Origin of the sequence: Mucilaginibacter sp. CAU 1740 (assembly GCF_039839285.1) — a bacterium.
GTDB lineage: Bacteria > Bacteroidota > Bacteroidia > Sphingobacteriales > Sphingobacteriaceae > Mucilaginibacter.
On record NZ_JBDOQS010000003.1, the window covers coordinates 64,454 to 78,263 of the forward strand.

Annotated in this window: 13 protein-coding genes; 8 read left to right on the plus strand and 5 right to left on the minus strand. The window is 42.1% G+C overall.

Annotated elements, in window-relative coordinates; genetic code table 11:
* Positions 1-50: 50 nt before the first annotated feature.
* A complete protein-coding gene (locus AAFN85_RS07770; protein WP_347526547.1) occupies positions 51-1,046 on the minus strand; it encodes a fumarylacetoacetate hydrolase family protein in 996 nt (331 codons plus the stop codon).
* 588 nt (positions 1,047-1,634) lie between these two features.
* On the opposite strand from AAFN85_RS07770, the gene AAFN85_RS07775 reads away from it, so the two are divergent.
* The 6 genes from AAFN85_RS07775 (at position 1,635) to AAFN85_RS07800 (ending at position 7,772) form a co-directional block, all read left to right on the plus strand.
* The gene (locus AAFN85_RS07775; protein ID WP_347526548.1) at positions 1,635-2,792 is read left to right on the plus strand and encodes a homogentisate 1,2-dioxygenase; all 1,158 of its coding nucleotides are present in this window, start codon (positions 1,635-1,637) and stop codon (positions 2,790-2,792) included.
* A gap of 93 nt (positions 2,793-2,885) precedes the next feature.
* The gene (hppD, locus tag AAFN85_RS07780) at positions 2,886-4,010 is read left to right on the plus strand and encodes a 4-hydroxyphenylpyruvate dioxygenase (protein WP_347526549.1); all 1,125 of its coding nucleotides are present in this window, start codon (positions 2,886-2,888) and stop codon (positions 4,008-4,010) included.
* A gap of 242 nt (positions 4,011-4,252) precedes the next feature.
* Positions 4,253-4,723: a YciI family protein gene (locus AAFN85_RS07785; protein ID WP_347526550.1), complete on the plus strand. Its 471-nt coding sequence runs from the start codon at positions 4,253-4,255 to the stop codon at positions 4,721-4,723.
* The gene (locus AAFN85_RS07790) at positions 4,724-5,377 is read left to right on the plus strand and encodes a DNA alkylation repair protein (protein WP_347526551.1); all 654 of its coding nucleotides are present in this window, start codon (positions 4,724-4,726) and stop codon (positions 5,375-5,377) included.
* Between the two features lie 452 nt (positions 5,378-5,829).
* A complete protein-coding gene (locus tag AAFN85_RS07795) occupies positions 5,830-7,314 on the plus strand; it encodes a PAS domain-containing sensor histidine kinase (protein ID WP_347526553.1) in 1,485 nt (494 codons plus the stop codon).
* A 5-nt stretch (positions 7,315-7,319) separates the two neighbouring features.
* Positions 7,320-7,772, plus strand: a complete 453-nt coding sequence (locus AAFN85_RS07800; RefSeq protein WP_347526554.1) for a response regulator — start codon at positions 7,320-7,322, stop codon at positions 7,770-7,772.
* A 30-nt stretch (positions 7,773-7,802) separates the two neighbouring features.
* Here AAFN85_RS07800 and AAFN85_RS07805 read toward each other — a convergent pair whose 3' ends face one another.
* Positions 7,803-8,783 (minus strand): type I phosphomannose isomerase catalytic subunit, encoded by a 981-nt coding sequence (locus tag AAFN85_RS07805; RefSeq protein ID WP_347526556.1) that lies wholly within the window; start codon positions 8,781-8,783, stop codon positions 7,803-7,805.
* Positions 8,784-8,913: 130 nt separating this feature from the next.
* Positions 8,914-10,143 carry an NADP-dependent isocitrate dehydrogenase gene (locus AAFN85_RS07810; protein WP_347526557.1) on the minus strand — a complete coding sequence of 410 codons (1,230 nt, stop codon included), beginning with the start codon at positions 10,141-10,143 and terminating at the stop codon, positions 8,914-8,916.
* 209 nt (positions 10,144-10,352) lie between these two features.
* Between AAFN85_RS07810 and AAFN85_RS07815 the strand changes: the two genes are divergently transcribed.
* Together AAFN85_RS07815 and AAFN85_RS07820 are read left to right on the plus strand one after the other, a co-directional pair.
* Complete coding sequence (locus AAFN85_RS07815; RefSeq protein ID WP_347526558.1) at positions 10,353-11,066, plus strand: hypothetical protein; 714 nt, start codon at positions 10,353-10,355, stop codon at positions 11,064-11,066.
* Between the two features lie 87 nt (positions 11,067-11,153).
* The gene (locus AAFN85_RS07820; protein WP_347526559.1) at positions 11,154-11,588 is read left to right on the plus strand and encodes a hypothetical protein; all 435 of its coding nucleotides are present in this window, start codon (positions 11,154-11,156) and stop codon (positions 11,586-11,588) included.
* Positions 11,589-11,647: 59 nt separating this feature from the next.
* On the opposite strand, the gene AAFN85_RS07825 is transcribed toward AAFN85_RS07820, so the two are convergent.
* Positions 11,648-13,441, minus strand: coding sequence for a DNA polymerase III subunit gamma/tau (locus AAFN85_RS07825; protein ID WP_347526560.1), 1,794 nt, complete (start codon positions 13,439-13,441; stop codon positions 11,648-11,650).
* A gap of 83 nt (positions 13,442-13,524) precedes the next feature.
* Complete coding sequence (locus AAFN85_RS07830) at positions 13,525-13,761, minus strand: hypothetical protein (protein WP_347526561.1); 237 nt, start codon at positions 13,759-13,761, stop codon at positions 13,525-13,527.
* Between the last annotated feature and the right edge of the window lie 49 nt (positions 13,762-13,810).

Consider the following 13,810-nt stretch of genomic DNA (forward strand, 5'->3'; position numbering starts at 1 on the left):
TATCGGGGATTGCTTCGTACCTCGCAATGACGGTGGGTTATTATATGACGTTACTTTTTCGATTTCAATATCGAAAAATCGCTATTAGCTTTTTCAATGATATTACCCAACATACCAAGGCCGGTTATCTCCATCTCAACTAAATCGCCGGGCTGGAGCCATTGGGGTTCGTAATCCGCATTATTGAGCACACCAGTGCCGTTCAGTTCAAGGAAGCAACCGGTACCAACCGTGCCCGAACCAATCACATCGCCGGGTAGCACGTCGCAACCGTAGGCGGCGCGTTCAATAATTTCGGCGAAGGTCCAGTCCATATCGGCCATGTTACCTGCCGATACTTGTTTTCCGTTTACCACGCACTTCATCTCTAAATTATAGGCATTGCCGGTATGGCCGGGTTTAGGGGCAACTTTATACTGCTCCAGTTCATCAGGCGTTACCAACCACGGACCGATCACGGTAGAAAAATCTTTCCCCTTAGCCGGACCAAGGTTCAGCAGCATCTCTTCCATTTGCAGGGCGCGGGCGCTCATATCGTTCATGATCATGTAACCCGCTATATAACTATCTGCCTCGGCAGCGGTAATGTTGCGGCCTTTTTTGTTCAGCACAACAGCTACTTCCAGTTCAAAATCAAGTTTCTGAAAATGATCGGGCATACACTCAATTTCGCCGGGGCCTTGTATCGCATTATGGTTGGTGAAATAAAATATCGGGTACTGATCAAACTCGGGTATCATATCCAGCTTGCGGTTACGGCGGGCCGAAGCCACATGCTGTCGAAAAGCGTATCCATCCCTGCACGATGTTGGATGCGGTACCGGTGCCATCAACTCAAAAAACAGTTCCTCTTTGGCTTCAATCTTTCCGGAGCGGATGTCTTCATTAACCCTTATAGCATGCTCCATCAATTCAACACCTCCCCATAAAAATTCATTCATATTATCGGGGATCAGCTTATCGCAGGAGTTGAGGTTATAGATATGGCCATTAACAAAAACGCCGAGGTGCTCGCGGTCTTCGGTTTTATAGGATACTAATTTCATAGAGAATGTGTAATTGGTATGATCAAAGCTAATGATTTTTGGGTGAATGGTTGATTGAGTTGATTAGGTGAATGGTTATTTTTTAGTTGAGTGTTTTATTAGATGGGCGGTTTTTCGCTGTTCGAAGTTTTCAACTTCCAATTAGCAATGCCTGGAGTTTGTAACTCCAGGCATTGCTATACATTTTAAACTTAATACTGTAGTCACAGACTACAAGCATAGTAGTCCGAAGTCAGAGACTTCGGACAGCGGAAAGTTCAGACAACCAACCACTCACCTAATCAACCCAATCAACCATTCACCTCCCCCACTTGCATTCCAAATAAAATCTCCTACCTTTATAACATGCTACGCATCCAAATGCACTTTCTATTTTCGCTTGGCCTCACTTCCATGAGCGACGCATCATCCTTTAGGGATGCTGTGTTGGCCAAAATTGTGTTGGCGCAATACTAATTACCTCCCCGATTTCTTTTCATTATTTAACCGTTACTGATTAATGGTTAAAACTATGTGTTCCCGACTTTTATAGCCGCGAACACAAATCAGCATTTTACACGTTTTATTGTTAACCAATTAAACAAAGCCATGCCTATTTACCATAGTTTAGGATCAATTCCGCCTAAGCGGCATACGCAATTCCGTAAGCCCGATGGCAGTTTATATGCCGAAGAACTGGTATCAACCGAAGGTTTTTCGAGCCTGTACTCTTTGGTTTATCACGCCTATCCGCCCACCATTGTTAAAACCCTTGGTGAGCCTTACAGCGTAGAACCGAAAATAGCGCGCGAAAAGCACCTGAAGCATACCAGCCTGATAGGTTTTAATGTATCGCCAGAGGATGATTACCTGCAAAGCCGCAAACCGGTATTGGTAAACAGCGATCTGCATATTTCATTAGCAGCCCCACGCCAAAGCATGACTGATTATTTTTACAAAAACAGTCAGGCCGATGAAGTGGTGTTTATCCACGAAGGTACGGGTACATTAAAAACGGGCTTCGGTAATATCAAATTTCAGTATGGCGATTATTTGGTAATACCACGCGGCACTATTTACCAAATGGAGTTTGATGGCGAGGCTAACCGACTTTTTATTATCGAAAGCTTTAGCCCTATCCGCCCGCCAAAACGTTATCGCAACCAGTACGGGCAGCTAATGGAACATTCGCCCTATTCCGAGCGTGATATTAAGCGGCCAACAGATCTGAAAACTTATGATGAGCATGGCGATTTTAAGATCCTGATCAAAAAACAAGGCTTAATTTATCCTTATATCTATGGTACCCATCCTTTTGATTTTATAGGCTGGGACGGTTTCCATTACCCATGGGCACTATCAATTCATGATTTTGAGCCGATAACCGGCAGGCTGCACCAACCGCCGCCTGTGCACCAAACGTTTGAAGGGAATAACTTCGTGATCTGCTCATTTGTTCCCCGCAAATATGATTACCACCCGCTATCTATCCCTGCACCGTACAACCACAGCAATGTAGATAGTGATGAGGTTTTATATTATGTAGATGGCGATTTTATGAGCCGCAAAAGCGTGGTAAAAGGACAGATCACCCTTCATCCGGGCGGTATCCCGCATGGGCCACATCCTGGTTCGGTAGAAAAATCAATAGGCAAAGAATCAACAGATGAATTAGCAGTAATGATCGATCCGTTCCGCCCGCTGATGCTTACCGAGGATGCGATCAGGATTGAGGATGAAAACTATTATAAAAGCTGGCAATATTAATTTGAGGTGAAAGGCGAAAGGTAAAAGCTGAAAGGTTTTGGATGCAAAAGCTTCAAATCGCTAATTCAATAATTCACTAAATCAAAATTAACCATGACCACACAAACTTTAGATATACCAACCACTTCAACAGATTTTCTGCCTCTTAACGGTACTGATTATGTTGAATTTTACGTGGGCAACGCCAAGCAGGCCGCTCACTATTATAAAACCGCATTCGGTTTCCAAAACCTGGCCTATGCTGGCCCGGAAACCGGTGTACGTGACAGGGCATCATACGTATTACAACAAGGCAAGATCAGGATAGTGCTTACCACTCCCCTGCACTCCGAACATCCCATTGCCGAGCATATCAAAAAACACGGCGACGGTGTAAAGGTATTAGCCCTTTGGGTTGATGATGCCTACGACGCTTTTGAGCAAACCACCAAACGCGGTGCCGAACCGTACCAACAACCGCAAACCCTTACCGACGAGCATGGTGAGGTACGCACCAGCGGCATTAAACTTTACGGCGAAACCGTTCACCTTTTCATCGAACGTAAAAACTACAAAGGTTTGTTTTTGCCAGGATACAAAAAGTTAGAAAACAACTACAACCCTACCGATACAGGTTTACTGTATGTGGACCATTGTGTAGGCAACGTAGGCTGGCACAAAATGAACGATTGGGTTAACTTTTATGAAGATATTATGGGCTTCCGCAATATCCTCACCTTTGATGATAAAATGATCTCGACCGAGTATTCGGCCCTGATGAGCAAGGTGATGAGCAACGGCAACGGCTATGTTAAGTTCCCGATAAACGAACCGGCCGAAGGCAAAAAGAAATCGCAAATTGAAGAGTACCTGGAGTTTTATGAAGGCGAAGGGGTTCAACATCTCGCGTTAGCTACCCATGATATTGTTGCCACCGTAACCGAACTGCAAAACCGTGGTGTTGAGTTTTTAACCGTGCCAACCACCTACTACGATGATTTGATTGACCGCGTTGGCCATATTGATGAAGACCTTGAACCGTTGAAACAACTGGGCATACTGGTTGACAGGGATGACGAAGGTTACCTGTTACAGATCTTCACTAAACCGGTTGAAGACAGGCCAACCCTTTTCTTCGAGATAATTCAACGTAAAGGTGCAAAATCATTTGGAGCAGGTAACTTTAAAGCTTTGTTCGAGGCTATTGAGCGCGAACAGGAAGCGAGGGGTAATTTGTAAGTTGATTTCGGATTTCTCTTAGATATTGATAAAAAGCCGGGCCAGTTGTCCGGCTTTTTATTTGTCCTACTAATTACCCTTCCCGGTTGGCGTGTCTCCACGCCAACCAACTACCACAGGCATGTTGCCGTGGAGACGCGCCAACCGGGAGATTTATATTGCTTTGGCAAATACAAAACAGTAGGCCAACTTCTTATTTGCCCGTAAACAAATTATATTTGATATACCAATCCCACCGTTTTATGAAGAAAACTCTACTCAGCCTCGCCCTGCTTGCTTTAACTTATTGTGGATTTGCCCAAACTACCCCATCCCCCAAACCAGCTTACGATGCCGCCCTCGCCAAAAAGCTCGGTGCGGATAGCTATGGGATGAAGAAGTATGTTATGGCCTTTTTAAAGGACGGCCCCACAAAACTTAAAGACTCTACCGAACGGATGCAGCTACAAATGGCCCATCTTAAAAATATCGGCAAGTTAGCTGCCGAGGGTAAGCTTGTTGTTGCAGGGCCATTTCTGGATGACCAGCCAATCAGGGGTATTTTTATTTTTAATGTAGAATCTGTTGAAGAAGCCAAAAAACTAACAGAAACCGACCCAGCCATCAAAGCAGGCACGTTAGTGATGGAGCTACACCCGTTTTATTGCAGTGCCGCGCTAATGCAGGTAGTGCCTATCCACAATACCCTGCAAAAACAAAGCATGACTGATTAAATGGATGTACAGATAATTATCGACGAGCTTAAGCAGCTTGCCGAACCATCCTATCTTAAAGGAATGCAACGCTTTGGCATTGATAATACCACGGCACTTGGCGTTAGGCTACCGCATATCCGTAAGCTGGCCCGGGTAATTAAAAAAGATCATGAACTGGCGCTTGGGTTATGGGATACCGGCATTCACGAAGCCAGGATCCTGGCCACCATCATAGCCGACCCAAAACAGGTTTCCTCTGAGTTAATAGATAAATGGACGCATGATTTTTACTCCTGGGATATTTGTGACCAGGCCTGCGGCAACCTTTTTGTATATACTCCCTTCGCGCTCGGCAAGGCTATGAAATACAGTACCAGCAACCACGAATTTGTAAAAAGGGCAGGCTTTGTTTTAATGGCCGAATACGCCGTACATCAAAAAAAAGTGCCAGAGGAGATATTCACAGCCTTTTTACCAGTTATTGAGCGCGAAGCCTGGGACGAAAGAAACTTTGTTAAAAAGGCCATAAACTGGGCTTTACGGCAAATTGGTAAACGAAATAATATATTAAAATTAACGGCTATTGAAACGGCAAATAAAATATTATTACAACCTACCCGATCGGCAAAATGGATAGCTACCAACGCACTCAATGAACTATTAAGCAAATAAACATCTCATAACTTTCCATCAAGTTAAAAACAGTCAAAATGCCTGTAAAATAGGACATTATAAAAATGCGCCATTATTTAGTCATTCGTGCCTTCGCACATTGGATTTTCTTTTTTACATTCAAATTACGCTAAAGTATTTTATTGAAAATACTTTCATCCCCAACAAACCCTACGGTATTTAACAACGTATTATCAATATATTTTATTAAGATACTTCAAATAAGAATATTTACATACAAACGCAAGCTTCAAATGCAATTATCAGTAAAAGAATGCGTTATACCCTGTTAAAAGTATTATATTTGGAGTTGGGTAAGTTTTAATTTATGACTGATAAAAAAACGCACAGGTTCACAACTTCGGGTTGTAATTTTTATCGTTTAAAATTATGGCACATATTTTACATGTAGCACATGCAAAATAAATTGAATTAGTGAACAGAAAGTTGATATGAGTTTTTCTGAAAAGGGTAAACCTCCTGGCGATAATGCACACCTTACCCGATTGGTTGACGATCTTAATATTGGTATCTGGGAATACAACTCGGCTACCAAAGAAGTAAAATGGTCGGCCGGGTTTTATGCTATTTTGGGGTATCATTATACCGAAATTGAAAACTCATCGCAGGTTTTCTTTAACCACTTGCTTTATCACCAGGATAAACCGGCTTTTTTCAATGCCCTGTATAACTCGCGTTTATCCGATGATGCCTCGCCTATTCAAATAAGGCTGCTTACCAAAGCACATGGATATCAATGGTTTGAAAGTACTATCAGAAAATCAGACCAGGGAGATAGCAATGTTGTGTATGGCTCGTTGATCAATATCAACACTTACAGGCAGCACGAAATATCCTTTACCGATAAACAATCTACACAACAAGAGATACTACAGGTTGCCCGTTTGGGCAGTTGGGAAATCAGCGCGCATACCTCCAATAACATCGCCTTATCTAACGAGGTATATGATATTTATGATATCCAAAACCGGCTGCAACTTAACGTTGAGGAATTTATAAGCTTTTTTGAGCCTGCCTACCGGCCCGTTTTACAAAGCGCTATTGATAATGCCATTCAGTTTTGCAGGCCTTTTGATATTGAACTACTGCTTCGCTCGGCCAAAAACAACCTGTTATGGCTAAATGTAAAAGGCTTACCCATTATTAATGATCGCGGTACGTGCACAACTGTACGCGGCATTATACAGGATATTGATAACGATAAAAGGAAGCTGCTTAAGCTCGAGCAATCGGTAAATTTGCTTACCGATCAAAACCGCCGTCTGCAAAACTTCGCCTATATTGTTTCGCATAACCTGCGGTCGCATACGGGTAACCTCCAATTTATGGTTAACCTGTTTGAACAAACTGAGGAAGAGGAAGAAAAGAACGAAATCTTCTCGCATCTTAAAACCATCAGCGACAGCCTTACCCTTACTATCGAGCACCTTAACGAGATAGTTAAAATTCAAACCGAAACAACAAAAGAACGTAAGCTGGTTGAATTTGAGCCGTTGTTTAAAAGCATCCGATCGGCCTTAAAAAACAACATCGAAGCTATAAACGCTATTGTAGAGTACGATTTTAGCCAATGCCCGGAAGTTAGTTACATACCGGCTTACATGGAAAGCATACTGCAAAACCTGCTTACCAACTCGTTAAAATATTACTTCCCTGGCCGTCAGCCTCATATAAAATGCTACACATGGCGGGATAAAAATCACATTTATCTCATTTTTGAGGATAACGGATTAGGGATAGACCTTGACAGACACGGCGATAAGGTTTTTGGCATGTACAAAACTTTTCATCAAAATGCTGATGCTAAAGGAATTGGTCTTTTTATTACGCGAAACCAGGTAGAAGCTTTGGGAGGAACTATCAAAGTAGAAAGCACGGTAAATGTTGGCACTAAATTTACTATCAGACTGGTATAATAATAATGCAAGAGATGACTGCTGAGAAAAATCCTGTTAATACATGGATTGTGGATGATGATGATATTTACGTTTACGGACTTAAAAAACTGGCAGACATAAAGGGGGTTAACACAACAATGAGCCACTTTATTAACGGACAGGAGGCCATAAACGAGCTGAAAAACACTAATGATCATACCCAATTACCCGATGTAATATTGCTTGATATCAATATGCCCGTTATGGATGGTTGGGAATTTATGAATGACTTTGCGGAAATAAAGTCTCGATTGGGGAAAATTATCACAATTTATTTTGTGAGTTCATCAATTAGCCTTGATGATATCTATCGGGCTAAAAGTTTTTCTGAAGTTACTGATTATATTTTTAAACCGGTAACAAGCAGGCAATTAAATCAAATTTATAATAACTCACCATCACCTACAGATGGAAAAATATATAGATATGGAGCTTAATATAAGCTCCATATCTAATATCATATATTACTACTCAATATAGCTTTCAAGTATTTTGAAGCCACCGGTACTTTCCAGTTCAATTTTATCAATACTTTTTGGCAGCAGGATACACTCGCCCATTTTAACAGCGTAAGCCTGATCGTTGTATTTAACAGTGTAGCCACCTTCAACACAAACGTGGATCACAAACGAATCTAAAGCGGAATAATCTTTAGATGTGCTTTCGTCAAAATCAAGCACGTTGGTGGTAAAGTAAGGGCAGCTAACCAATTTTACGGTTTCGTTTTCCCTTGGCTCATATAATGTTTTATACTCCGGATAGTGTTTATAATCAATAGCGGCAAGGGCCTCTTCGGTATGCAGCTCGCGTTTGTTGCCTTTATCGTCAACACGGTCAAAATCGTAAATACGATAAGTGATATCTGATGTTTGCTGAATTTCGGCAATCAACAAACCTTTACCAATGGTGTGCACACGGCCTGCAGGTAAAAAGAAAACATCATCAGCCACGGCCTCTTCCTTATTCAGGATATCCATAATATGGCCACTGTTTAAAGCTTCAACATATTTCTCTTCCGTCATTTCCTGGTTAAAGCCGGTGATTAGGGTTGATCCTTTATCAGCCTCAATAATATACCACATTTCAGTTTTGCCGAATGAGTTATGTCGCTCTTTAGCCAGTTTATCATCAGGGTGTACCTGTACTGATAGATCATCATTAGCATCAATAAACTTTACCAGCAGCGGGAATATATTACCAAAATGGTCATAAACCTTTTTGCCTACCAGTTCATCTTTATATTGCTCCAGCAAATCGGCTAACGATTCGCCTTCAAGCGCGCCTGAAGCTACTACCGAAACATCCGATTTCACGCCGGAAATTTCCCAGGTTTCGCCGCAGTTTGGCAAATCGCCAAAATCTTTATGCAAATAGGTTTTGATCTTCTGACCGCCCCATATTTTGTCTTTGTATATGGTTTTAAATTTTAATGGATATAATGCCGACATGGTGTTGTGTATTTAACCGCTAAGTTAGAAGTTATATAGATAATTGAAAATGCTAAATTGTTTTACTTAAATTATAACCTACAAAAAAGGCCTGCTAAACGCAGGCCTTTTTATATGCTTCAAGGTTTTATTATAAACCTAATTTAGCTTTCAGGTTTTCGTCAATCGCGGCCAAAAATTCTTCGGTGTACAGGTAATCTGTACCGTGCTCAACTTTTGGTTTAATAGCGATAGCCAAATCTTTGGTCATTTTGCCGCTTTCAACAGTTTCAATACAAACCTGCTCTAAAGCCTGGCAAAAATCAATCAGCTCCTGGTTGCCATCCAGTTTACCACGGAACTCTAAACCACGGGTCCATGCAAAGATAGACGCGATTGGGTTAGTTGAAGTTGGTTTACCTGCCTGGTGATCGCGGTAGTGACGGGTTACTGTACCGTGGGCAGCTTCAGCTTCCATTACAGTACCATCAGGTGTAACCAATGTTGAGGTCATTAAACCTAACGAGCCAAAACCTTGTGCAACAGTATCTGATTGTACGTCGCCATCATAATTTTTACAAGCCCAAACAAAGTTACCGTTCCATTTAAGGGCCGAGGCAACCATGTCATCAATTAAACGGTGCTCGTAAACGATACCAGCTTCGTCAAATTTTTGTTTGTAATCGTTTTGATAGATCTCTTCAAAAATATCTTTAAAACGGCCATCGTATTTTTTAAGGATGGTATTTTTAGTTGATAAGTATAAAGGCCAGCCTTTAGCCAATGCCTGGTTAAAACAAGCGTGAGCAAAGCCAATGATAGATTCGTCGGTGTTGTACATGGTTAATGCAACGCCATCACCTTTAAAGTTAAATACTTCAAATGATTGTTCAGGGCTGCCGTCTTCCGGAGTAAATTTCACGGTAAGTTTACCTTTACCTTTAGTTACAAAATCGGTAGCACGGTACTGATCACCAAAAGCGTGACGACCTATGCAGATAGGTGCTGTCCAGTTAGGAACAAGGCGTGGTACGTTAGACATAACGATAGGCTCGCGGAAAACAGTACCATCCAGTATATTACGAATAGTTCCGTTTGGCGATTTCCACATTTGTTTCAGGTTAAATTCCTTAACGCGGGCCTCATCCGGAGTGATGGTAGCACATTTAATACCAACGCCATACTCTCTGATAGCATTAGCGGCATCAATAGTTACCTGATCATCAGTTTGGTCGCGGTACTCAATACCCAAATCGTAATATTTAATATCAAGATCCAAATACGGTGTTATCAACTTATCTTTAATAAATTTCCAGATGATGCGGGTCATCTCATCGCCATCCAGCTCAACTACCGGATTCTCTACTTTTATTTTTGCCATACCAGATGTGGTTTTGTTTACAATGGCCCCAAATATATAAATTGACTTTATCAATTTTAACAAATAACACAATGAAAAATAATAGTTTTCGTTGTAATGACAATTATTGAGTTGAGTATTGTTGTTTTTATAAACTTTGGTGCTATTTTTATAAAATTAAAACGCTCCTAAAAACAAGTGCTTTGTAAAACATGCGCTGCCGTTTATTTATGATAAAAAATATACTAAAAATCTCCATCATAGTTCTGTTGTGTTCCGTATCGTTTTTTGCCAAAGCCCAAATAGGTTTTGATTACGCGCAGTATGATGTTGGCTTCGCGGCAGGGATAAACCAAGCCAGTTCGGCAGATGTGCAAACCTTGAAAACTACCCCATCTTTCCGTGCTAATTTTACTTACAATCAAGGCCCCTTTGTAAACTATGTTTTTGAAGCAGAATTTGGGCGGTTAAAAGGAGGCGACTCATTGCGCACCTCATCGGGCAGGGAATTTGAAAATCATTTCAGGGCTTTCAGTTTCAGGATACAATTGCAGGCGGGCGAGCTTTTTGATTATTCACAAAGCGCTTTTGCAAACGCGTTTAAAAATCTTTACGTGTCGTCGGGCTTAGGCTACATTAATAACAACGTGGTAGCACGCAGCCTTGATGTACCACTTTATTTACGAGGCCGCGTGTTGGCTGGCGAAAGGAAAACCAACGAAGTATTTGTTCCGGTAAGGTTGGGTTATGAGATTAAGATCTTCAATAGCTATAATCAACCCTCTGTAAAAATTGATCTGGGCTACCAATACAACTTTGTTATGGGTGATGAGCTTGACGGTTATATAGCCGGTGCCCACAATGATGCCTACTCACAATTTACCGTAGGCTTTAAGTTTGCCATAGGCGGCGTCACTTCGTACAGAAAACAGATCCCTTTTTAAGCTTTACGTAAAATCATTTTTTTGCCCGTTGTTTTGTTTTTTGGCAGGGTTTTTACTGCGTATATTTATACTATAAAAACAAAACCTATGAACAACGAGCAAATTGATGAGGCTGGTTTCAATGACGATCTGCCAGATCGGGACGAAACCTTAAAAGATGAATTGGGTGAAACCATTGATAAAGACAATCTGAAATATAATCCCGACACCAATAGCTACGAATACGATGTAGCGAGCGACGATCCGGATTATGACCACCCCGATCCATACAATACCACTGCTAAAAACGGTGAGGATATTAACTCAACATATGATGAGGCAAACCCTTACGATGTTGATGGCGAATTTGATGAAGACCGTTCGCTCGAAACCGATGTTGATGAGCTGGGCATGCACATTGATCATGGCCAAAGTGTAGAAGTTGATCCGGCAGATGCCCTACTGGCCCACACCCCGGAAGACGACCGCGACGACCTTGACGAAGAAGGCTATCCTAAAAACGACGATAAATACAATAAATAAGATCAGATTTTTGCGTAATGGATCAATACTGATCTGTTACGCAAAAATCAAATTTGATATTAATCAAAATCGAGATTGAAGCGGGTTTTAAGTTCCATTAGCTGCGGATTACGCGTTAACATGTGCTGAAATTTTTCGGGCGCGGTATAAGGCTTACGTACTACCTGGTGCTCATCTACACGGGCATGCACTTCAATACTATAATTTTTAAGTTCGCTGCGCAGATAGTTTAACATATTAGGCCGTTCATCTCTAAAACTGGCTTCCTGCACCATCGTACCAACTAAAATTTCAAATATATAAGGCTTGAGCATTTTAGGTTTATTGGCAACAAAAATGGTAGCGAGGTTTTTTTTGCCTTCATTTTTGGCTTTAACAGCAAACTCATCCCAACATTTTAAAAAGGCTTCTATGGTAAAATCCTCATTATCGTCGCCTTTTAAATATGGGTCTTCTTCTTCCTGTACTTGTTCCTTGGTTTTTACCTCACCTGTTAATGATGGGGTAAGTGTGCTGGGCATCAGGCTAACTCTTGGCTTTTCGGCAACCGGACTTTCTTTTACGGGAGCTGATGCAGGCGCTGGTGGAGTCTGGGGTTTTGTTGTATTATAAACAGGCGGCGCTTCGCTCACCATTGATACGGGAGCAGCGCTTGCCGGAGTTCCGTTTACTGCTACGGGTGCTGAGGTATCAGGTTTTTTTTTTAGCCCCCCGTCTGCTGCGGAAGTTACTGTTAGTGGCATAGTTGCCAGATTAAAAACCGATGGCAGGTGGCACATTTTAAGCAGCGCCAGCTCAACCTGTAATCGTTGGTTTTTACTTAGCTTGTAACTGATATCGCACTGGTTGGCTATATTCATGGCCGACAACAGGAACGACACCGAGGCCTGTTGTGATTGCTGCAGATATTTTGTTTTAATACCCTCGCTCACCTCAAGCAGTTTTAAGGTTGATTGATCTTTACCTACCAACAAGTTGCGGAAGTGCTCAGACAAGCCGGCAATAAAATGCGCCCCATCAAAACCGCGCGAAAGGATCTCGTCAAAAAACAACAATGCTTTAGCGGTATCTTCGCCCAGCAGACTGCCGGTTATATTGAAATAATAATCGTAATCAAGGATGTTCAGGTTATCAATAACCGAACGGTAAGTTACCTTCCCACCCGAAAAGCTCACGATCTGATCGAACATCGATAGCGCGTCGCGCAAGCCACCATCCGCTTTTTGGGCAATGATGTGCAGTCCGTCGGGTTCGTAGCTGATATTTTCCTTACCGGCTATTGATGCCAGGTGGTTAGCCATATCCTCCACACGGATGCGGTTAAAATCAAAGATCTGGCAACGCGAAAGGATAGTTGGGAGGATCTTATGCTTCTCGGTAGTAGCTAATATAAATATGGCATAATGAGGCGGCTCTTCTAAGGTTTTCAGGAAAGCGTTAAACGCCGCCTGCGATAGCATGTGCACCTCATCAATAATATAAACCTTGTAACGGGCGGCCTGCGGCGGGATGCGAACCTGCTCAATCAGGCTGCGGATATCATCAACCGAGTTGTTTGAAGCAGCATCCAACTCATGCACATTGAACGAGTTACCATTTTCAAAAGCTTTGCAAGAGGCACACTGACCGCAAGCTTCTCCATTGGGCTGTAAATCGGTACAATTGATGGTTTTGGCCAGGATACGCGCGCAGGTAGTTTTGCCCACACCACGCGGACCACAGAACAAAAACGCCTGTGCCAGCTGGTTATTTTTAATGGCGTTTTTGAGCGTATTGGTTATATGTTGCTGACCAACAACGGTTTCAAAAGTAGCCGGGCGATACTTACGGGCCGAAACAATGAAATTATCCACAAGTGCTAAGGTAGTGAGAAATTAGGTTTGGTGAAACCCCTGCTTTGCTAAAATTTTTACACACCCTATATGATAACTTCTGCTTAAAAATCATCATCAGGCAAATGATCGTCATCCTCAGGGTCGGGCTCATCAACATCGTCACCTACCTGCACCTCGTGCAAGTCGTCTCTATCATCAAGGATATCGTCAAAGTCTTCATCATCTTCATCGCTCCAATCGCCTTCCTGTGCATCATCTCCGCCACCATACATTAGTATTTCATCAAAAGTAAGCTCCTCCCCGCAGGCGTTAGCAGGTTTAAAATCGATAACTTGCATAGCGTTTGTTTTTATTAGTACAACTTTAGTTGTGATTGTTTGTTTTTCT

Coding starts and splice junctions, on each gene's coding strand:
- AAFN85_RS07770 (WP_347526547.1), bottom strand. CDS start 1,046: ATGAAATTAGTATCCTATAAAACCGAAGACCGCGAGCACCTCGGCGTT.
- AAFN85_RS07775 (WP_347526548.1), top strand. CDS start 1,635: ATGCCTATTTACCATAGTTTAGGATCAATTCCGCCTAAGCGGCATACG.
- hppD (WP_347526549.1), top strand. CDS start 2,886: ATGACCACACAAACTTTAGATATACCAACCACTTCAACAGATTTTCTG.
- AAFN85_RS07785 (WP_347526550.1), top strand. CDS start 4,253: ATGAAGAAAACTCTACTCAGCCTCGCCCTGCTTGCTTTAACTTATTGT.
- AAFN85_RS07790 (WP_347526551.1), top strand. CDS start 4,724: ATGGATGTACAGATAATTATCGACGAGCTTAAGCAGCTTGCCGAACCA.
- AAFN85_RS07795 (WP_347526553.1), top strand. CDS start 5,830: ATGAGTTTTTCTGAAAAGGGTAAACCTCCTGGCGATAATGCACACCTT.
- AAFN85_RS07800 (WP_347526554.1), top strand. CDS start 7,320: ATGCAAGAGATGACTGCTGAGAAAAATCCTGTTAATACATGGATTGTG.
- AAFN85_RS07805 (WP_347526556.1), bottom strand. CDS start 8,783: ATGTCGGCATTATATCCATTAAAATTTAAAACCATATACAAAGACAAA.
- AAFN85_RS07810 (WP_347526557.1), bottom strand. CDS start 10,143: ATGGCAAAAATAAAAGTAGAGAATCCGGTAGTTGAGCTGGATGGCGAT.
- AAFN85_RS07815 (WP_347526558.1), top strand. CDS start 10,353: ATGATAAAAAATATACTAAAAATCTCCATCATAGTTCTGTTGTGTTCC.
- AAFN85_RS07820 (WP_347526559.1), top strand. CDS start 11,154: ATGAACAACGAGCAAATTGATGAGGCTGGTTTCAATGACGATCTGCCA.
- AAFN85_RS07830 (WP_347526561.1), bottom strand. CDS start 13,761: ATGCAAGTTATCGATTTTAAACCTGCTAACGCCTGCGGGGAGGAGCTT.